At 40.8% G+C, this 20,395-nt stretch carries 17 protein-coding genes; 2 read left to right on the forward strand and 15 right to left on the reverse strand.

The genetic code is table 11. The features are described 5' to 3' along the window. Positions 1 to 150: 150 nt before the first annotated feature. Together NE473_RS16220 and NE473_RS16225 are read right to left on the reverse strand one after the other, a co-directional pair. A complete protein-coding gene (locus NE473_RS16220; RefSeq protein WP_055649592.1) occupies positions 151 to 762 on the reverse strand; it encodes a retron system putative HNH endonuclease in 612 nt (203 codons plus the stop codon). After that, on the reverse strand, positions 737 to 2,659 hold the full coding sequence (locus tag NE473_RS16225; protein WP_055649593.1) for an AAA family ATPase: 1,923 nt from the start codon (positions 2,657 to 2,659) through the stop codon (positions 737 to 739). The genes NE473_RS16220 and NE473_RS16225 overlap by 26 nt, the downstream gene beginning before the upstream one ends. Before the next feature lie 239 nt (positions 2,660 to 2,898). Between NE473_RS16225 and NE473_RS16230 the strand changes: the two genes are divergently transcribed. Beyond that, complete coding sequence (locus tag NE473_RS16230) at positions 2,899 to 3,225, forward strand: helix-turn-helix domain-containing protein (protein ID WP_055649594.1); 327 nt, start codon at positions 2,899 to 2,901, stop codon at positions 3,223 to 3,225. Between the two features lies 1 nt (position 3,226). After that, positions 3,227 to 4,279 (forward strand): DNA cytosine methyltransferase, encoded by a 1,053-nt coding sequence (locus NE473_RS16235; RefSeq protein ID WP_055649595.1) that lies wholly within the window; start codon positions 3,227 to 3,229, stop codon positions 4,277 to 4,279. 42 nt (positions 4,280 to 4,321) lie between these two features. On the opposite strand, the gene NE473_RS16240 is transcribed toward NE473_RS16235, so the two are convergent. The 13 genes from NE473_RS16240 to NE473_RS16300 all read right to left on the reverse strand — a co-directional run bounded on the left by NE473_RS16240 (position 4,322) and on the right by NE473_RS16300 (position 20,366). Then, entirely contained in the window at positions 4,322 to 4,741 is a 420-nt protein-coding gene (locus NE473_RS16240) for a very short patch repair endonuclease (protein WP_055649596.1), read from the reverse strand. 49 nt (positions 4,742 to 4,790) lie between these two features. Continuing rightward, positions 4,791 to 6,632 (reverse strand): Z1 domain-containing protein, encoded by a 1,842-nt coding sequence (locus NE473_RS16245; RefSeq protein WP_055649597.1) that lies wholly within the window; start codon positions 6,630 to 6,632, stop codon positions 4,791 to 4,793. A gap of 11 nt (positions 6,633 to 6,643) precedes the next feature. Continuing rightward, entirely contained in the window at positions 6,644 to 7,783 is a 1,140-nt protein-coding gene (locus NE473_RS16250; protein ID WP_055649598.1) for a restriction endonuclease PLD domain-containing protein, read from the reverse strand. Positions 7,784 to 7,958: 175 nt separating this feature from the next. Continuing rightward, positions 7,959 to 9,191, reverse strand: a complete 1,233-nt coding sequence (locus NE473_RS16255; protein WP_055649599.1) for a hypothetical protein — start codon at positions 9,189 to 9,191, stop codon at positions 7,959 to 7,961. Between the two features lie 278 nt (positions 9,192 to 9,469). Beyond that, a complete protein-coding gene (locus NE473_RS16260) occupies positions 9,470 to 10,213 on the reverse strand; it encodes a metallophosphoesterase family protein (protein WP_055649600.1) in 744 nt (247 codons plus the stop codon). A gap of 347 nt (positions 10,214 to 10,560) precedes the next feature. Continuing rightward, positions 10,561 to 11,421, reverse strand: coding sequence for an MBL fold metallo-hydrolase (locus NE473_RS16265; RefSeq protein WP_055649601.1), 861 nt, complete (start codon positions 11,419 to 11,421; stop codon positions 10,561 to 10,563). A gap of 150 nt (positions 11,422 to 11,571) precedes the next feature. Continuing rightward, positions 11,572 to 12,531, reverse strand: coding sequence for an ABC transporter permease (locus NE473_RS16270; RefSeq protein ID WP_006772178.1), 960 nt, complete (start codon positions 12,529 to 12,531; stop codon positions 11,572 to 11,574). Then, positions 12,518 to 14,020 (reverse strand): sugar ABC transporter ATP-binding protein, encoded by a 1,503-nt coding sequence (locus NE473_RS16275; RefSeq protein WP_039891063.1) that lies wholly within the window; start codon positions 14,018 to 14,020, stop codon positions 12,518 to 12,520. Before NE473_RS16275 ends, NE473_RS16270 begins: the two co-directional genes overlap by 14 nt. A 466-nt stretch (positions 14,021 to 14,486) precedes the next feature. After that, entirely contained in the window at positions 14,487 to 15,515 is a 1,029-nt protein-coding gene (locus NE473_RS16280) for a sugar ABC transporter substrate-binding protein (protein ID WP_055649602.1), read from the reverse strand. A 94-nt stretch (positions 15,516 to 15,609) separates the two neighbouring features. After that, entirely contained in the window at positions 15,610 to 16,518 is a 909-nt protein-coding gene (locus NE473_RS16285; RefSeq protein ID WP_256265342.1) for an ABC transporter permease subunit, read from the reverse strand. Next, complete coding sequence (locus NE473_RS16290; protein ID WP_055649604.1) at positions 16,515 to 17,903, reverse strand: sugar ABC transporter ATP-binding protein; 1,389 nt, start codon at positions 17,901 to 17,903, stop codon at positions 16,515 to 16,517. Before NE473_RS16290 ends, NE473_RS16285 begins: the two co-directional genes overlap by 4 nt. Then, positions 17,900 to 18,748: a sensor histidine kinase gene (locus NE473_RS16295; RefSeq protein ID WP_155560818.1), complete on the reverse strand. Its 849-nt coding sequence runs from the start codon at positions 18,746 to 18,748 to the stop codon at positions 17,900 to 17,902. Before NE473_RS16295 ends, NE473_RS16290 begins: the two co-directional genes overlap by 4 nt. Before the next feature lie 16 nt (positions 18,749 to 18,764). Next, on the reverse strand, positions 18,765 to 20,366 hold the full coding sequence (locus NE473_RS16300; RefSeq protein ID WP_242866088.1) for a response regulator transcription factor: 1,602 nt from the start codon (positions 20,364 to 20,366) through the stop codon (positions 18,765 to 18,767). Between the last annotated feature and the right edge of the window lie 29 nt (positions 20,367 to 20,395).

Below are 20,395 nucleotides of genomic sequence, written 5' to 3' on the forward strand. Positions count from 1 at the left end.
CTATTACGATTTCAGCAATAAAACGGAGGTCGTAAATATATAAAATCATTTACGGCCTCCGTGACTATATATTATACAAGATACAGATAAATAGACAGTTACTTTTAGAATCCCTTAAAATATCACAAACACTGATCATCTATAAAATATCTAATTATAAGTACTGATTTCATTCAATAATTTTTCAGCTAACTCACTAAGTGAGTAATTCTGCCTGCAACGGTCAAAAATCACCTGCTTTGCTCTTGCTTCTACTTGTAATGGATCATCTATTTTAAAAATTTCGAACGTCTTTTCCGCCTTTTTTCTCATATTTTCAGGAAGACCAGATTTTATTTTAATTATAAATGTTTCTTCGTCAAAATACTTATCTGTATCATCATAATATGGGTGTACTATGTTAAACTGACAGGCATTATAATAATCCGTCTTAACTGCAATTGTATCATAACTTCCTTTTCTTGAAGAACTATTACAATACTGACAGGCTATAACCAAATTTTTATTTATGTATTCGAATTCCGGATGAATTCTTCTTGGCGCAATATGCTCTATCTCAGGTCTGGATGTTTCAAATAATTTTAACCCACAATAAGCACAGCGGTTATTTTGTTGTATCAACAATTGATACCTAATTGTTTTTTTAATATTGTTATTAATTTTATTATTAACTGACCAATCCTCATATCGAGGCGTACCTAATTTTTTAATATATTGCCTTTGGCCTTTGGAATATTTAACTGGATTCGCCGCATTCAACATTATTAATATACTCCTTTGCTTCATCTAAAACGCATTTTAAAGGATCGTTTTCATCTAAAACATATTTATTAAGTTTGCAGTACAATTTTTTAATGTTTAACAGCTCTTCCTTTTTTTGATGACTGATCAAATAGAGAAGCTGTCTTACATCAAAATCAAAATAGTAATTTCTTGTCATTCTAACACCAAAGACATTATATAATATGTTTTCTGCCGACCAGGCATAAGTACTATAATTAATTGTGTTCACTATTTTCTCATTATTCTGACCATTCTCCATAGTAATCAAAGATGAACTTTCTGGATCCAAATCAGACACTAAATAATGAGAATGCGTGGCAATTACAAAATGGCATGAATTATAGTGCTTAAATACATCTTTTAAAAAGCTAATATATTTAATCTGCCAATTTGGATGCAGACTAATCTCAGGTTCGTCGATAAGAACCAGTGAATTTTCTTGTATAGTATTAAAAATATTTGCAAACGAATACAAAATATGCTTTTCTCCAGAACTCGCATCATCAAAAGAATATTTTTCACCCTTTTTATATAAGTACAAACTTAAATTTTTAATTACCTTAAGATTGCACAAATCTCTAATTAATTTATAATCATTTTTAACTTTTAGTATCTCATCTCGAGTATTATCTGTACTAAAAACTACACCAAATTGAATTTTGTTCCCTTCTTGTATATATAGATTATTCTTTCTAATCTCTGATAAATATTCTGCTAATATTTCGTAATCATCTTCTGAAATTCTTTTTACCGCATCACGTCTAAATTCCTCTTGATCTGTTATTTTTTGTCCGCATTTTATTAAATATGTTTTTAAATCATCATGCCAAAAATCGCTCGCAGAAATTTCACATCCTATTGATAATTTAGAATCTAATTCAAGATATTTTGATAAGCGTTCTATAAAGTCCTGCAGTCTTTCATTTGACGCAAGGTTAACTAAACATTCAGCAATTTTATTTCCTATACTGCTTGTCCATGAAGCATTTGACGTTACTCTTACGCCTAAATATTCATAAATGTTATTTTCATTTAAAGCAGTATTTTGTTTAAAATGGAACTTATCATTAAGCATAAATGCAACCGCAAGTACTTTCTTAGGTAAAGCATAGTTTCCCTTATCCAATAACACATCATTTTTATGAATAATTACTGCTCGATTAATTATTTCTATTTCAATTAAATCACCATTTAATATATATTTTAACCCATAATAAGTGTATTTCAGCTGTGATACTGAATTAGTATTTTGAACTGCATTAAAGATGTCTGAAAGTATCATTAAAATAAAACTTTTTCCAGCTCCATTTGCTCCAATAATTAATGTCGTAATAGGCCTTTCACTTTTGCTCTTTAAATCATCTGGAAAAAATCTGATGTTATAATGTTCTGATTCTCTATTTTTCAGCTTAAGACTTATCAATCGAAATCCTACATTTACGCGTTCATCTAGCTTAGATATTTTTCCCTTTTTTCCAAATATATTTAAATTTAATAGCCGCATATGATCGGCAGCAGAAATAAATTCTAAATCAATAGTTTTATTATCATGTATGGTTACTACCACATAATCCCCTTCAACTGCATTATTAGATTTATACCAATCATATATGATTTTTAGATTTCCATTACCTTCAAATTGTTTAGCATATTCCTTCCTGCTTTGTGAACCAGAAGCTTTTAATTCAATGGATTTTCCATTTTCAAGTACGCATAAATAAATATCACCTTTTTTTAAATTATATGCGTAAGCATATTCTGCTGGTATCGCAATATAAGCTTCTTCCTCACGCAATTTTCTTGTATTGGTTTTCCTATGTTTGCCCCAATTTATGTGTGCATCTTTTAACTGAATATAATAGACCCCTGTTATCATGTTATATACCTCATAATAGACGCAAATTGAGTTACTCTCTAAATAGAATGACTCTGCCTCTTTATTCTTTCATAAAAATTTATTTTATATTGATTTAAACAGAAATTTTTGTTATAATATAGTGAACGTATGTTCTATAGTGCTGTTTTAATTTTATTATTTGCTGCGATAATAAAGTATTTTTTTTATTTCTATTGCATTATCGCAGCAAATATGTTATTCTTTATCAAGGTGATGTTATGAATAATATAGGAATATATCTAAAAAATTTACGTAAAAGCTCTAACTTAAGCCAGTCTGACGTTCAAAAAGCTACAAATATAACTAACTCAATATTGAGCAGGATAGAACACGGGCAAACACCAAGCCCCGAAATATTAAAGCAGCTTTCTATCTTATACAATGTAGATTTGATCTCACTATATAAGATGTGTAACTTTCTAGATGACAAAGATCTTTCTAATCATCAGTATATATTTAAAAATGCAGACAAATTAAATCCTGAAGAAAAGGATTGTATTCAGACTACCATTAATCTGCTTATTAAAAAACGAGGTGAAACATAATATGATTTTTAGACTAGGCGAATTATTTTGTGGACCTGGTGGACTTGCCTGGGGCGCCATAAACGCGGAGATTGCAGATCCCAATTTTAAAATCGTTCATCAATGGTCTAATGATTACGATGAAAACACGTGTGAAACATATCGATATAATATCTGTCCAAACCAGCCATCTACTGTATATCATGCAGATATTCGAACTTTTAATCTAACTGGACTTGCTCCTATCGATGCGCTGGCCTTTGGGTTTCCCTGCAACGATTATAGCGTAGTAGGTGAACAAAAAGGCATGAATGGAACATATGGCCCGCTTTATTCCTATGGTATCAAAGTCCTAAAGCAGTACACTCCCATGTGGTTTTTAGCAGAAAATGTAGGTGGTCTCCGTAATGCCAATTCTGGCAAAGCGTTTACAAAAATTCTTAAAGAGATGGGTGACGCTGGATACACCTTAACACCTCACTTATATAAGTTTGAGCAATACGGCATTCCTCAAGCGCGCCATCGTATTATTATTATTGGAATTCGAAATGATCTCAACATTACATTCCGTGTACCATCTCCCAAGCCATATGAAAAGGTAGACAATACATGTAAAACTGCACTTGAAAAAATCCCTATTCCTATTGATGCTATGAATAATGAGCCAACTAAACAGTCCAAAACTGTTATCGAACGGCTTAAATGCATAAAACCTGGCGAAAATGCATTTACTGCCAATATACCTGAGGAACTTCAATTACATGTATCAGGAGCTAAAATTAGTCAAATTTATAAACGGCTGGATCCAAAAAAACCTGCCTATACGGTTACCGGAAGCGGCGGCGGCGGCACTCACATATATCATTGGTTAGAACCTAGAGCATTAACTAATCGTGAACGTGCACGACTGCAGACTTTTCCGGACACTTATAAATTTATTGGTAATAAAGAAAGCGTTCGCAAACAAATAGGTATGGCGGTTCCCTGTCAAGGCGCAAAAATTATATTTGAAGCAGTATTAAACAGCTTTGCCGGTATCCCCTACGAATCTATTGATGCCAATATAAACGAATAATCCATAAGCAAAGTACAAGTCATATGTGCTTTGCTTTTTCTATTAATTTAGCCCAACAATTTCTTGATAAAGTTTCTCCAGACACTGTTCTCTTATTTTTTTCTTTAATTCACATTCCCAAACTGTAATAACCCTCCACCCCTGTGCCTGTAAAAGTTCTTTATTTTTTTTATCTCGTTCAACATTATGATCTATTTTATTTTTCCAATATTCTACATTTGAAGAGGGCCATACAAATCGCGGACAATTGTGATGATGCCAAAAACAACCGTTAACAAAAATTATCACTCTGTATTTAGAGAGTACAATATCTGGACACCCCGGTAAATTTCTAACATTTTTACGATAACGCAGTCCTTTAGAAAACAGGTATTTTCTAACAATTTCTTCTGGTTTTGAATTTGTACTTCTAATATGAGACATATTCTTACTTCGTATTTCTTTTGTATGATTATCTGACATATCTATCCTCCAAATTCCTGCTGCAGCAATTGATAAAATACTATACTAACTATTCCTCAACATCGTAATAAACCATCGATTCCGGTAGTTTTATATTAGGAATCCAAAGCTGTTTTCCGGACCACCCTTTATTTCCTGTTACCTTATACATTGTCAACACAGTCTTATCTGAGTGTGAAGCACCTAAAGACCAGTCATTTGGTGACAACATTGCTCCGGTACCTTTTGTAATATCTCTATTTCTCCGAACAATTAAAATGCCCTGCGCAGTAGGGTTATTTGCCAGTATTGCCAATAAAGCACCATTAAAAGCTGAAATTTTAAAATCTTTATCCGATATTATATGTTTAAAAATTTCAAGCATTAATCGTATATTTACTTGATAAAATAATTCATTATGATCGAAGGGTGCCAATAATTGATCTAATTTTTCAATTGTGTCATTATCTGGATTAAATGGATAGTAATTTCTGCCTCCTGTTATAAGATTTACTTTATCTTTATTTAAAACAGATATCCTAGTTGGGCTTATCCCTTTAGGATAATAGATATTTATTCGTTCGCTTCCATTTTCTATCTGCGATATAATAGAATTATTAGTAGCATTAATATCTGCAAATAATTTATAAAGACATTCATCAATAAAAATCTTCATCATACCGGGATCTCTGTCATATCCAAACATACGGCTATGCTGCCACATAGTATCCGCCTGAGGCTTCTTACTTGTTCTAGTATAATAAATTGTATGCAGGCTTGGGAAAGTGACACCTCTTCCAAGAGTATTTCCTCCAATAATTATGTTAACTCCTTCTGCATAGTCAGAACTGGAAACTTCACTTTTCCCGTTCATAATTAAAACTTTGATCTGATCTTTCTGAAGCAAAGTGACAACCGTTTCATATAACTCCTCAAAAGGCGCTTTTTTTGTCTTTTGAGGAGCTAAAAATGCATATTCTTTTTTTAATTCTTCTTTAAAATCAGTATCTATAAACTTTAAACACCATTTAAGTTCTTTATTAACTTCTTCAGCATATCGATTATGAATATTCTGTCTGACACTCGGGTGAAAAAGACAATTTGATACTTTTCCTCCCATCCTAATAATTTGCCCTGATACTACAAGATGACGAATTATTACAGCTCTAGTTGGATTATCTATATCTTCTAAGTATAAAACTGCATCAGACTTCCGATTAGGAGGGAAGAAATAATTTCCGCCTAAATATTCATTTCCTGGTTCAAAGTAGTAAGTAAAATATGGATGCCAGCCAGAGGCTAATGTTTGAAGTAATATTGCCTGTGGAGTACCAGTAACCTGCAGATACAGACTGCTGGATGCTCCGTCTTTTATTGATTCTAGATAGCGATTAACAGAAGATTTCTTGTCTCGATTAATTAAATTATTAAGAGATGCTGCATCTGCTTCATCATCAATAATAAACAAAGGATTCCCCTTCATAAAGCCAGTAGAATTTAAAATATTAGACCAAAGTTTTAAAATACGAACGTTTTTTTTCAGTACAATAATTACCGGCTGCAGTAAATTGTTATCAAGAAATAATCCGCCGTCATTTTCTCCGCAAATGCAAAATCCATCTAAATCTTCCTTTACCCGCTCTAATGTCTGCTGCTGCAAAACAATATTATCAGTTGTTAGAAGGACAAAAACAGGGAAACCAAGATCCGCTGCTTTACATATAATTCCAAACATTTGTCCAGTCTTTCCCGACTGTACATTTCCAAATAACAGCCCTATTTCATGTCCAGTATATGGAAAACTACGAATATATTTTTCTCCTATATCGTCTGAAGTTTTTAAAATAGATTCCGAAAGTTTAATATTTCCTCTATCGGAAATGGTTTTTAAATATTTTTTAAGATAATTCATATTCAGCTCCTTTATTCAGATGCTTCAAATGAAAAAAACCATACATCTAATTCGTTTCCATACTCGTCAACTGCTCTCTGCGTAGTCTTAGTTAAGACTAATTTATCGCAACCATACGCAGCCAACATTTCCTTTGTTATCATACCTGTTCTTTCTGTATCTATTCCTGTATTATTTATTGGGGTAACCAACCCCGCAGCTGCTAAACGCCCTTTAATCCATCTTCCCATTATAAGTTCATTTCCTACTGCACTGAACTGTTTATTACCATCACTTGTGGTATGAACTTTAAACCAATAACCATCATCAGTTACCACAAAAAAGGGGGTATTCTTTTCTGGATATCCTTCCATTCTTGTAATCTCTTTGCTCACAGTTAATTGTGTTTCAAACCAGTCTCTAGATTTACGCAAATTTCTTGGAGCCGCATAGCAAACATTAAGATTCGACTTAGTGTAATGTTTACCATCATCCATATGCCGTTCTGCACTGGCTGGAACTTTAAGAGGCAGCGTAAAAGAAATATCAGTTTTATGTATTTTATATAGCTCTATTTCCTTTTGTGGTATTTGCTCTACAGATTCAATGCTGTTCAAAGAGGTATTTTCTTCTCTAATTATCGGAACATCTATTTCTTGAATGTTTGCAGAACAAACAGGTGATTTTAACCTTTCAAGTAATAAAGCAAGCTCTCTGCACTCTTCTGCATCTTCAGTTAAAATAGATGATTCATACTGCCTTCTATTATTGGCCTCCAACTTTAAAACACCTAAATTGGCAGAACCTATAACAGCAGAAAATACTTCGTTATTCTTGAAAAAGCAGTAAATTTTCCCATGATACTTAAACGTATTGATCATGCGTACTTCGCCAATATTCTTTTCTTTCCATCTATTATCACATTTTATCGCAGTATGATATGTACCCTCCGGCATACCTTCAACATAGTACATGCCAATATTTAAACAGATATTTGATATTTGATGCATATCAACTAAACTATCTAATTCCTCTAAAGAGGCCTTTGAAACATAACCAACTGCTATTTCTATTTTATCTGCATTTTCTATTTGTCTCTTTATACATTCTTCGATAGTTTCTTGGCCGTTTTCTAATCCCAAAGGCTGTATATTACTATACAAAATTTTCATCTTTAACCTCACCAAACTTTTACTATATTGACAGAAACGAAATTATAGTTTATTTTTTATTATACCACTTTCTTACATTAATTTTAAATACCAAATATCAAAATATTATATAGTATGTATTATTATAAAAATTCCCTTTATAAGCCTTATAATTCAATTATATTTCTCATATTTCTCAAATTATACTTCCCGTTTCCCAGTTTATACACTCTATTTTAACATCCAGCCAAGTTGTCAGCTCTTTTACATTTCTGATATATTGCTTTCCGCATTCACTATTGGACCAATAACTTCTTATTGTTATTTTTACAGTCTTGCTAGTATGGTAATAATCTATTTTAATTTGTTCAAGAATCTGTTGAGCATCTGATTCATTTCCACGCTTTACAGGCTCTAACGAATCTGCCAGGCATAATAAATAAAACAGAGGATTTTTTTCATATGATATTTTTCGATTTTTTTTATATACAAGAGAATTTAATCCAAAATTAATATAAGACCTTTTACTTGACATATCCGAAGCATACCATATATTATGAGAAGCAATACAGTCACTAATATAACGAAAAATTCTAAACTGTTCTATGCAAAAATGCAGATTATTAAATACAAAATTATTAAAATCAACAGGTTTCTGACATTGTTTAAACTTACTACAGTAATTTTTAACCAATCCATAATACAGTTTATCTGCTCCGATTATGCCATGATCAATACAATTAAAATGATATAATCTGTATTGAAAATATTGATTTATTATTTCTTTTGTATAAATTCCAGATTTAACTTTTAACCCATTTGTATATTCTATATCTTTATTAAGCCATAATTGTTTTCTTGTATACTGATTTCCACCATCCATCATTAACATTTCAGTTGTCTCACATGTATCATATCCTGTAATATCATACCCCATAAATTTATAAAAAAGATCTCTGTTAGGTCTAAACAATCCAAACCTTTTAAGTTCGCCATTAGCAGACTTAATATTATTTTCTAAATAGTTTAAGTAATACCTGCACCAGCTATCAAGTTTTATCTCACTAATTTGTTTTACTTCATATTCATAACCATAGTCATGGGCTAAACAAACAATATACCATAAATAAGAAAAATCGTAATTTGCTCCATACTCAGACTTTATTTCAAGCTTCTCTCCAATTGCTCTATATAATAATAATCCTAAAAAGTACACATAGATCGAATGAGTGCTTCGTCTTTTAACCTCTGTATCCCTCCAATCCATTTCAATTGCTATTTCTTTACCTCCTGCCTTAAAAAAATCCTTAATAAAATTAATAGATGCCTGATTATCACCAAATGGATTTTCAAAACTAGCGCTATAGTAATTCCATAAATCCGATCCTTCATTAAAACAGTTCTTACATTCATCCCATAATGTCTGCATATTCTATACTCCTTTACATTTTTATTATTAATCTTTATTTTTACAAATTATCTATTTTCATTCTGCATGCTCTTCATCAGCACCTCTATCTACTAAATGATTTCCAAACATCAAGCACGCTCTAACTTCTCGGTCTTCAATATCATCTTATCCTCATGCCTCCAATAAAAGCACCTCCGGAGCCATTTCTGCAGATTGTATAATTCCTCTTCCGAAATTTTCCTCCTATTCTACCATAATTGAACAAATCGCTCTATCTGTATAATCCACTTATCTCCTCACACAACCCTCACAATCTGCTCATACAACACCGCAAACCTCTTCCCCACATTCCGATTCTCATGATAATGTCCAAACAGCCATTTTCCAAACTCACACCGCCCCATGATCATCTCAAAATACTCTGTCAGTTCATCCTTCTCACATCTGTCGCCGCAGACCTCCTGTTGAATCGAAGAGGCACAGCAATGACTTACAATAATATCTACGTTCCAGCCGCACCGATCCAGACTTCGAAGTCCTTCCTCGAATTCATTTTTATCCGGCATCTCCTCCTTCCACCAGGACAGGTGGTTGATGCGGTACGGTTCCCAGCCGTGATCCAGTTCCTTTTTCTTCCGTTTAAACTCCGGATCATCGAGTTCTAAAATGCCGCCGGAGATGTCATGGCTCCTGGCGCCTCCGAATGTAAAGAAGCGCAGCCCTTCAATTTCAAATATTTGCCCCCGCATCAGATGAATGATATCAGGCGCAATAAACTGCACGTTTCCACCCTTCCACTGTTCCACCGGATAATTCTTCAAAAGATCATAATTTTCGTGGTTCCCATCCACCCACAGGGTTGTAAATGGTTTGTGAGACAGCCACTTTCTCCAGTATTTCTGTTCGCCCGATTCATCCCAGAATCCAAAATCACCGCAGATAATCACAAAATCATCTTTCGTCATTTCCTTCTGCTCAGGAAATATATCCGCACGAAAACGGCAGTAATCGCCATGACAGTCTCCAGTTACATAAATCATCCCCGTTTCCCCCTCCCGTTTCTGCTTTGTATTCTTCCCCTTAGTACTTACCAGTCAGCCTTACGTGATTCCTTCCATTCTGCATCAATCCTATATCAAAAACGCTTCTCCTAACTCCTCTGCCAAAAATAAATTTTAATTAATCCAATCGTATCACACTTGACTCCAACGGTCAATTTCACAGTTCCCGATCCTTTATTGCCTGCTTCATACCGCTGCCTCCATGTTACCAAATCCTTTCAGACAGAAAAAAAAGACACCCCGATCTTTCATACACCGAAAGAATCAGGATGCCTTGAATGCCTTCCTTCAATCAAACACAAACAAATTAACAGATTTGTTCGAACCTAAACCTCATCAATCCTCCCCTCCATATAAGAAATCTGTACCTTCCCATACTCCGCCGCTATCTTAGGCGGATTATCCAGAAACAGACTGTCCGGCACCTCCACAAACTTCGCGGTTCCATCCAGTATCCCCTCAAAACACTTCACAGCATCCTCCAGTGCATCCGCGTACAAAGTCTGTCCAAAGCCCCTGAAATCATGGTGGGCATTATAGAAATGATCATACTGCCCCTTCATAGAGATCAGACGCTCAAGTCCTTCCTTCGCTGTTCGGATCTCATCCCGCGGATCTTTTCCAAAACCTCGGCCCATAAGAAGATTGCAGTTGCATGCATCGCCCAGCAGCAGCGTCTTCGTCAGGTCATCGATAAAGACCATCTCCCCGGCCGTATGACCCGGGCAGTGCCAGGCAGTCACCCTGCGTCCGCCGAGATCAAACACCTGGCCATCGGTCATCTCGTTTAGCTTTGGCATCTTCTCCCACGGGCGAATGTCCGTCTCCACATCATAATCGTAATTCTTATTCTCTCTCCGCCTGATCGTTCCCGCATAATCCTTTCGAAACTCCACACTCGGCGCCGTTGCGCCGGTCCAGTCCATATCGGCTGCATGGATCCACACCTCATCAAAGAATCCGGCTCCGCCTGTATGATCCCCATGATTATGAGTCAGTACCACATCATACGGTTTATCCGTGATTTTCTCTTCAATTATCCACTTCAGGTCCCCAATCCCTGTCCCTGTATCCACAACGAGAGCCCTCTTTTCCCCCACGACAACGAACACACTCACGCAGTCAAACTCGTCAATCTCATAAATTCCGTTCTCTATCTCATAAAATGGAAGCTTCCTGCTCAGCATATAAAACCACCGCCTTTCTCTTAATTCTTTCTCTTATTTCTCTCTCCTGCATCTTTTTCTTATTCCCTTCTCCCCCGCTTTTCTCTCACGCCCTCCTTTCACACCAGCCTTTCACACTCTTTTCTACTGCTCTTTTCTCACATCCTATTCTCACGCTTTCTTCTTATTCTTCGCCTCATAACAGTCAATTGCCACGGCCAGCAGCAGTATTATGCCTTTCACTACACTCTGGAAGTTGGAATTAACACCCATTAACACCAGCCCGTTATCCAGAACTCCGATAATAATAACACCTATCACCGCTCCTGATATCTTGCCTTCGCCGCCTGCAATACTGATTCCGCCCAGGCACGCCGCCGTCATACAGTCAAACGGATAAGAACTTCCTGCACCCGGCTGTGAAGCATTTGTCCTGGCTACCATAATAAGCGCCGCAATACTTGCCGCAAATCCTGCAAATGCATACACCATAACCGTCAGCTTATCCACGTTAATTCCCGCCAGTCTGGCCGCCTCTTTATTCCCGCCCAGCGCGTAGATCATACGGCCCAGATAAGTCTTATTCATCACGATCCAGCCAAACAGGATAAACAACACAAATATGATAACCGGGATCGGAATCGGCCCAATATATCCCTGGCCCAGCATCAGAAACGGCTTCGGCATCCCGGTAATCGGATAACCGCCCGTAATCAGGTAGGCAACGCCCTGCAAAATAAGCATTGTGGAGAGCGTAACAATAATCGGCATGATTTTCAGCTTAATCGCTACAATCCCGTTTACCGTGCCAAACGCAATGCCCGTCAGAATACCAACAAGAGCTGTAACCGGAATCGGCAGGTTCAGCTTAACCAGCAGAAAACCGACAACCATCCCTACAACCGCCATCTGACCGCCGACGGACAGATCCATTCCACCACCGATCATAACCATGGTAACACCGATTACCACAATTCCGAACATGGATACCTGCCGCAGTATATTAATCAGATTGGATGCCGACAGGAAATTGGGGGCCGCCACGGAAAAGAAGGCACAGACCACCACTAAAAAGATGTAGATCCCGTATTTCTTGTATAAATCTATCCAGCTTGTCTTAGTTTTTTCCATTTTCTTCTCCTCCTGAAGCTAAATCCAATATATAATTCTGGTCAAATTCCTCTTTTGAAACCTCACCGGTCTTGCGGCCCTCATAGATCACCACAATCCGGTCGGACATACCGAGCAGTTCCGGCATATCTGAAGACACCATGATAATGGAGTGTCCTGCTTCCGCCAGTTCATTCATCAGCTTATAGATCTCATGCTTGGCTCCCACATCGATTCCCCTCGTCGGCTCGTCGAAAATGATAATCCGGCTGTTTGCCGCCAGCGTTTTCGCGATAACTACCTTCTGCTGATTGCCGCCCGATAAGTTGCCGACCAGCTGATCCAGATTCGGAGTCTTGATTTTAAATTTCTCCTGATATTCCTCCGCGGCCCTGGCTTCCCTCTTCTGATCGACAAACAGGCCATTGGAATACCCTTTTAAATTGTTGGCCACCGTATTCCATTTGATGGACATTCTCAGGAATACACCGTGATTCTTTCTGTCCTCCGGAATATAACCGATTCCGCAACGTATGGCGTCCTGACAGGACCTTATTTTTTCCTCTTTTCCATTGACGAAGATCCGGCCGGCCTCTTTTGCATTTGCTCCGTAGATGACTCTCATCAGCTCCGTTCGCCCGGCGCCCACCAGACCCGCAAAGCCCAGAATTTCTCCCTTATGAAGACTGAAGGAAATATCTGAGTCCCCATTTCCCGTCAAATGCTCCACACGCAGCACTTCCTCCCCGATTTCACACTTCTTCTCGGGGTAACTCTCATTCAGTTCCCGTCCGGCCATCATGGATATCAGCTGCTTCCTGTCGATCTCCGCAATCTCTTTTGTATCCACAAAACAACCGTCCCTCATGACCGTGACGCGGTCTGCAATCTCAAACAGCTCCTCCAGCCTGTGGGATATGTAAATAATGGTGACTCCCCGGCTTTTTAAATCCTTAATAATGCGGAACAGGGTCTCCACTTCACTGACTGTGAGGGGCGCTGTCGGCTCATCCATTATCAGGATCTTTACCTGCTTGCTGACTGCCTTGGCAATCTCTACCAGCTGCTGATGGGCCGGAGACAAATCCTTCACGGGTTTTGAGACATCGATATCTACATTTAACCGCTCAAACAGCTCCCTTGCCCTTTTTTCCCTCTCCTTAATATCTACAAATAATCCCGGCTTCGTCTTTTCACCGAGAAACACGTTTTCTGCCGCGCTGATTCCCGGAACCAGCGTAAATTCCTGATATATAACTTCGATTCCCTGCTCCTTCGCAAGCTTCGGAGTCATGGCGGTGAAGTCTTTTCCGTTCACACAGACAGTGCCCTCATCCGGGGTAATTGCCCCGGACAGAGTCTTGATCAGTGTGGATTTCCCCGCTCCGTTTTCTCCGATCAGCGCATGGACTTCTCCCTCTCTTACTTCCATGGAAAAATGGTTAATCGCAATCACACCAGGATAGGTCTTTACGATGTTTTTAACGCTTAATATTGTATTCTCCGGCATTTGACCATTCCTCTCTTCCTCTGCCACAGTCATCATTTCCCTTTTACAGTTCTCTTTGTAGTCACTTTTTAGTTTCCGCTCCGTTTCTTCCGCCGCTTCCTTCATACGCAGGTTCACTTGGCATCGCTGTTCGCCTCGCACTGCCGCGCCTTAACATTGTTGCATCTTTCGCACTGCCGCGCCTTTCACCTGGCTACACCTTTCAATCGCTGCGCCTTCCACCTTGCCGTACCTTTCGCACTGCAACGCCTTTCACTGTGCCGCACCTTTCACATCGCTGCACCTTTCACATCGTCGCACCTTTCATCTTGCCGCACCTTTCATCTTGCCGCACCTTTCACTTCGCCGCACCTTTCACTTCATGTCTCCTTTTAAAAAGGAGTTCCGTTTCCAGAACTCCTCGATTCTAAAGCAGAAAACAGACATGTCGGCAAAACTGACCCCGCAGCACTGCGGCAGACAGCTCCTACTCCGCCGTGTAAAATTCTGAAACGTTAGAAGAAGAAACCCGCTGTGTTGGAAATTGAATGGGTTCCGGGAATGTCTCACCTGCCAGCAACTTTTCGCTGTATTCGGCCATAATTGTACCCAATTCTTCGAATTTGATAGTTCCATGCATCGGATCGTTCTCAGCAATTCCTTTTAACGCCTGATTTGTTCCATCGCAGGAGAAGATACCGAAGCTGTCCCCGCTCTTGCCTGCCGCCTTTGCAGCCTCTGATGACTCCACCGCCGCTGCGTCGCCATAGGCTGCGATACAGTTGAGTTCCGGATATTTCTGAAGCATGGTCTCCGTTGTCGTGGTACCGGAACCAACTACGTCTTTTCCGATATCAACAACTTCCAGAATCTCCGCATCGGGGGCTGCTTCCTTCAGGCCATCCTGAATTCCGTTGCCGCGGTTCTGCATATCCGTATTCTGGAAAGTGGTATAAACCACTACTTTTCCTTTTCCATCCAGTGTGCTGTTGATCCACTCACCCGCCATGGTTCCAATCTCTTTACCAATCATATACTGGTCCGTATTCAAGCAGACGTCGAATACTTCCGTCTGCACACCGCATTCAATAATCTTTACTCCGGCCTCCTGAGCCTTCCTTAAAGCGTCGTCACACGATTCATCAGATACCATGGCGACGATCACATCACATTTTCCGGTGACCATATTTTCAATGGAAGTAACTGCTGTCGCAGAGTCATTGTCAAAGCTGACCGCCACATAGTCCCAGCCTCTGGCTTCACATTCCTTCTTCAAACCATCGTCAATGTTGATAAAGAACTCGGTCTGAAGTGTCGGTGCCAGAAGTCCGATCTTTGCCTTCTGGACTGCTGCCTCTGAACTGCCTGCCTCTCCGCCGGCTGCTACCGTTCCTTCTGTCTTTGCCGCGGTGGTTGTCTCCGCTTTTCCCTCAACCGGTGAATTCATGGTACAGCCGCTGAGCGCTGCTGTCAAAAGCATGGTTCCGCAAAGTAATGCTGCTAATTGTTTTTTCATTTTTGCTGCCTCCCTGAGTTTTTTGATGTCTTTATGATACCCTGCCGCGGCCAAACTCTCAATGAGGGGATTTTCAGATTTAAGGGGACTATTTTCAGCTGTTTGCAGTCCTCACTGTTAAAAGAATGGAAATGATGATAATCAGACCCTCCAGAATCGTCTCAAAACTGCTCTGGATTCCCAGAATTACGATGATATGCATAAACATGACGGCGCTCAGAGTTCCGATCCATGCGCCGGATACCTTTCCTTTTCCGTTTAAAAAACTGATTCCACCCATACAGGCTGCTGCGATGACCAGATAAAGATAATGGCTGCCGTTTGAGGAACTGCCTGATGAAGTAATAAACAGCAGGATCATCGCCGCAATTCCATAAAATACCGAGGCCGCCATACTGATGATCGTCTGGATGGCCGTATAATTCAGTCCGCTCTCCCTGACAGCGGCCGGATTTTCGCCCAGCATCCGAAGGTATTTCCCATAGTAGGTCCGTTTGAGAAGGAACCACAGGAGAAAACTGGAAACCAGCGCCAGGGCAGACAGGCACAGCCAGAAAGCGTGGCTCGCGTACACATCCTTCCGGTCGAAAATAATCATATGCTCACCGATAAAAAGACCGGACAGATTGCTTACGATAATCTGAAGTGCCAGAGTGATAATTACCGGATTGACCCGCAGACTGGCTGTGAGATATCCTTTCAGCGCGCCGAGTCCCAGATGGAAAGCCAGCACTGCTGCCATCACCGGCACGAGAGGAGTTCCCGCGCGCAGCAAACAGGCACCGATACAGGTCGATGCCGCGATTTCGGCAGCAAAGGACAGATCCAGCACGCCGCTTATCATCTGAATCATAAGGCCAAATACCATAAAAATCATGGTTAGAAGCTGGCGTGTGACAGACCAGTACACATTGCTCGACATACCGGCCGCCCACATGATGAAAAATGCGGCCCATACCACAATATTTAAGAAATTCATCTGTATAAACCGTTGTACCTTCATGCCTGATCCTCCGTCCATACTCTGTCGGAAAAGCCGGAACAGAATGCCGCCTCATTTTCCAGCAGAATCACGGCAGTCCCCCTCTCCGCCATCTCAAGCAGCTGCTTTTTAATCCAGTCCCGCTCCCATAAATCCGCAGCCGTGATGCAGTTATGAACGATTAAGACACGCGGATTAAAGAGCTTCCACCGGTAGAAAACCAGCTTCCACCCATTTTTTCCCAGATCAATGTCATCTAAGGCTTCCCCATCCTTAAACAGAAAGTTATCCTTTAAAATATACGAAGATGCCTTACGGTAAAATCCCAGTCTGTCGCTGATCTTCCGGTAAGAAGGCATCAGGATGTTATCCTCTCTGGTCAGATTTTCCATTACGCCCATGCGGGATACCTCACAGCTCATCATTCCAACCCTGTTTTTGACTAAATCAGCCATCGTATGGGACGGAAGCTTTTTTCCATCGATGATAAACTCAGGGCCGCAGGCGGAAAGCCGCTGACACTGATCCCACAGACTGTCTATGGGTGCGGCTTCACGTGACACCAGCACAATCTCTCCTCTGCAGGCCTCGATGGAAATTGTGCGTTCTCCTGTCTTCAATCCGTTAATACGGACGGAAGGGACGCCTCTCTTCTTTTCCTTCTGGCTCTCATCCACGGCTTTTGTTCCGCGAAGAATGATCTCTGCCGCCAGCGGAAACTGCTCACGATCATATATCTTCTTTGCGATCTTCTTGTGTTTGAAGATAACAAGGCGGTCTGCGGCACAGAAAAACGCCTCCGGATTATTATCTGAGATCAGAATCCCGATCCCTTCTGCCTTAAGCGTTTCAATCAGGGAAATGAGACGCGGCATTTCTTTCTGTGAAAATGCCCCCGACGTGTCGTAAAGTACGATCAGACGACCGCCCTGAGACACACTTCTGATGATTCCAATGATAATCTTATCCGCATTGCTCAAAGTCTCCGGTTCCGCGTCCGGATCCAGTTCTATCTTATATTTTTTAAAATAGTATTCTGTCTGGCTTCGGATTGCCCGCTCATTAATTAAGACCTTTTTCAGGCTGTTTCTTCTGAGAAGAAAGATATTTTCACCAATATTCAAAGTATTCATATACGGAGTACTCCTGCTTATCACAAATACTTTGTTTTTCTCAAGAGTCTTCCTGTCAGCCTGGAGCAGTTCCTTTCCCCTTATCCTTACGCTTCCGGAAATCCGTTTTCCCAGCCCCTGCAAAAATTCCACCAGAACTTCCTTCTGATGCACCGCACTGACGAGGCAGAAGCACTCCGATTCCCGCAGGATCAGGTCCACATCATACAGCCGGTTGCCGCTGTCCATGCCCTGGACAGTCACTTTCTTTAATAACAGCAGTTCTCTCTTCATAACAATGACTTATCCGTCATAATCGGCAGTATGATCTCCACATCTGTGCCGATTCCTTTCGTACTGTATAGATTCAGCCCGTAATCATCTCCGAAAATCAGTTTAATTCTCTGGCTGACATTGGCAAGCGCGATTCCGTTGCCCCGTTCACCCGGAGATTTGCATTCCTTCTCCGTCTCTTTCTTCGAGTTTTTAAGCGAATCCCGCATCTGCTCCAGTTCCTCTCTGCCGATTCCCACACCATCATCCGATACGATGATGATGACATTCTTTTCCGTCATCTCAACCCGGATTGTCACCTTCCCCTTATCCGGTTTCGTCTCCAGCCCGTGGAAAATCGCATTTTCCACGATCGGCTGCAGGGACAGCTTGGGAATCAGGCACGAATACGCCTCCCTATCTTCCGGCGCGGCCAGTATCTCAAACGAGAATTTGTCGTCAAACCGGTAACTCTGAATCAGGAAATAATTTTCGATATTATTGAATTCCTCCCGGAGCGTCACGATATTCTCCTTCTTGCTGATGCTGTAACGGAAAAATGATGCCAGCGCCTTGGCCATTCTGGCAATGCTGTCACAGTCATAGAGAAGCGCCTCGCTCCGGATGCATTCCAGCGTATTATACAAAAAGTGCGGATTGATCTGACTCTGGAGCGCGGAAAGCTTGGCCTGCTTGTCCACCATGCGTACTGAATATTCGTCCTGAAGTTTTACCTCCAGCTCAGACAGCTGGCGTTCCCGCTCAGCTTCCACGTTTTTTATTTTATTTTTTAAATAAAGGCAGTACATCCCCAGCAGCACACAGGCTGCCGATGCCAGTACCGCCGCTGTCACAGCAATCATCATCCCGCTTCTCCATCTCTTAATAATAAAGCTTCCGGTACTCCATAGGCTTGATTCCGACGTTCTTAACAAATTGCTGACTGAAAAATTTTGAATCCTTATAGCCCACGTCCTCCGCCACCTCGTAAACAGGCAGATCCGTATCCCTCAGAAGCTTTTTGGCCTCCTCCATCCGGACCTCTGTCACATAGGCGGTAAATGTCTTTCCCATCTCCTTCTTAAACAGTTCTGAGAAGTAATTCATGTTGAAGCCGCCCCGCTCCGCGATCTCTTCCAGGGAAATCTTCTGGCTGTAATTCTTTTTAATATACTCTGCGGCGTTTAAGACAGGCCTTCGCTCTTTCTCCCGGTTCGCCTCCACACACTCCATGAGGTCGGCGGTTATCTGCTCTGCCACATACTCCGTTAAGGCTGAAACAGAATTGCAGTTTCCCGCACCTTCATTCCAGCGCTCCCTCATTTCGCTGTTTTCCACGGTACGAAGAAACGGATTATGGTCCAGATAGCACTTAAACAGAAGCCCCGCCAGTTGATAATACTCACTGGCAAATGCTCTGCGCTTTCTGGCCTCGTGGAACGCCAGTCCGATCATATACTTCACATCGTCGTATCTTGCGGTTTCCATGGCTCCGGCCAGTTTCTCCTCCAGCTCCCCGCAGATCTCCTCCGCACAGACTGTGGAATCCCGTTCGATGAACCGCTCGTCAATCTGTCTCCCGGCTCCGCCCAGAATCCGACACGCTACGGCTTCCCTGGCCGTCTCCACTGCCACGTGAAGTCTGCCGAACTCCCCGCATTCCGTGCTCAGTCCCATCGTCAGCTCGTAGTGTTCAAATCCGCTTAAATAGTCCATCTGTGACTGAAACAATCTGTCAATCCGCTGTTCCACCTCGTCTCTGCATTCAGCCGTATAATTGAGGACAGCCGTAACGGCAGAATTTTTCTGATAGGTAATGGCGATATCGCGTACACATCCCTGAAACGCCTGCTCTACCAGTGCTCCCGTCTTTTTTAAGATCAGGTTTATCTGCTGCTCATTTTTCTCCACACGGTTGTCGCCGTCCAGTTTACAGCAGATAACCCGAAACAGACCGTCTCCGAAATTCAGGCCGTAATTCTTATTGACCTCCTCCAGATTCATCTCCCCGTCCCCTGATATGGAATTTAAAAACTCTCTGTGAAGGATATAACGGCTGTCGTGAAGTTTTTTCACCATCGTATCCACGCTGCGGCTTTCTTTCTCCCGGTTCGTCTCTGTGTCCGCAATCTTCTTTAAGATCTGGTTTAACTCCACCTCGTCAATCGGCTTCAGCAGATAGTCCTCCACACCATATTTGATAGCCTGCTGGGCGTATTCGAAGTATTTATATCCGCTGATTACAATAAAATGGACACTGCGCCCCTCATCAATTACCTTCTTTATCAATTCCAGGCCGCTTAAAACCGGCATACGGATATCCGTAATCACAATATCCGGGGCACACTCACATATCTTCTCATACGCGGTCATCCCATCCTGAACGAGCCCGGCAAATTCCAGATTCAGCTTATCCCATTCTATTAATTTTTTTACTAAGAAGCCCACCTTATATTCATCGTCTGCAATCAATACCTTAAGCATGTATTTCCTCATCCCCCATATCTTTCATC

Source organism: Hungatella sp. SL.1.14, assembly GCF_024460495.1.
Classification (GTDB): Bacteria; Bacillota; Clostridia; order Lachnospirales; family Lachnospiraceae; genus Hungatella; species Hungatella hathewayi.

Bases quoted from the DNA above. Each gene is read 5' to 3' on its own strand.
- NE473_RS16265 (WP_055649601.1), bottom strand. From the start codon at position 11,421: ATGCTGAGCAGGAAGCTTCCATTTTATGAGATAGAGAACGGAATTTAT.
- NE473_RS16295 (WP_155560818.1), bottom strand. From the start codon at position 18,748: ATGATGATTGCTGTGACAGCGGCGGTACTGGCATCGGCAGCCTGTGTG.
- NE473_RS16285 (WP_256265342.1), bottom strand. From the start codon at position 16,518: ATGAAGGTACAACGGTTTATACAGATGAATTTCTTAAATATTGTGGTA.
- NE473_RS16230 (WP_055649594.1), top strand. From the start codon at position 2,899: ATGAATAATATAGGAATATATCTAAAAAATTTACGTAAAAGCTCTAAC.
- NE473_RS16255 (WP_055649599.1), bottom strand. From the start codon at position 9,191: ATGCAGACATTATGGGATGAATGTAAGAACTGTTTTAATGAAGGATCG.
- NE473_RS16260 (WP_055649600.1), bottom strand. From the start codon at position 10,213: ATGATTTATGTAACTGGAGACTGTCATGGCGATTACTGCCGTTTTCGT.
- NE473_RS16250 (WP_055649598.1), bottom strand. From the start codon at position 7,783: ATGAAAATTTTGTATAGTAATATACAGCCTTTGGGATTAGAAAACGGC.
- NE473_RS16300 (WP_242866088.1), bottom strand. From the start codon at position 20,366: ATGCTTAAGGTATTGATTGCAGACGATGAATATAAGGTGGGCTTCTTA.
- NE473_RS16225 (WP_055649593.1), bottom strand. From the start codon at position 2,659: ATGATAACAGGGGTCTATTATATTCAGTTAAAAGATGCACACATAAAT.
- NE473_RS16235 (WP_055649595.1), top strand. From the start codon at position 3,227: ATGATTTTTAGACTAGGCGAATTATTTTGTGGACCTGGTGGACTTGCC.
- NE473_RS16290 (WP_055649604.1), bottom strand. From the start codon at position 17,903: ATGAAGAGAGAACTGCTGTTATTAAAGAAAGTGACTGTCCAGGGCATG.
- NE473_RS16270 (WP_006772178.1), bottom strand. From the start codon at position 12,531: ATGGAAAAAACTAAGACAAGCTGGATAGATTTATACAAGAAATACGGG.
- NE473_RS16245 (WP_055649597.1), bottom strand. From the start codon at position 6,632: ATGAATTATCTTAAAAAATATTTAAAAACCATTTCCGATAGAGGAAAT.
- NE473_RS16275 (WP_039891063.1), bottom strand. From the start codon at position 14,020: ATGCCGGAGAATACAATATTAAGCGTTAAAAACATCGTAAAGACCTAT.
- NE473_RS16280 (WP_055649602.1), bottom strand. From the start codon at position 15,515: ATGAAAAAACAATTAGCAGCATTACTTTGCGGAACCATGCTTTTGACA.
- NE473_RS16220 (WP_055649592.1), bottom strand. From the start codon at position 762: ATGTTGAATGCGGCGAATCCAGTTAAATATTCCAAAGGCCAAAGGCAA.
- NE473_RS16240 (WP_055649596.1), bottom strand. From the start codon at position 4,741: ATGTCAGATAATCATACAAAAGAAATACGAAGTAAGAATATGTCTCAT.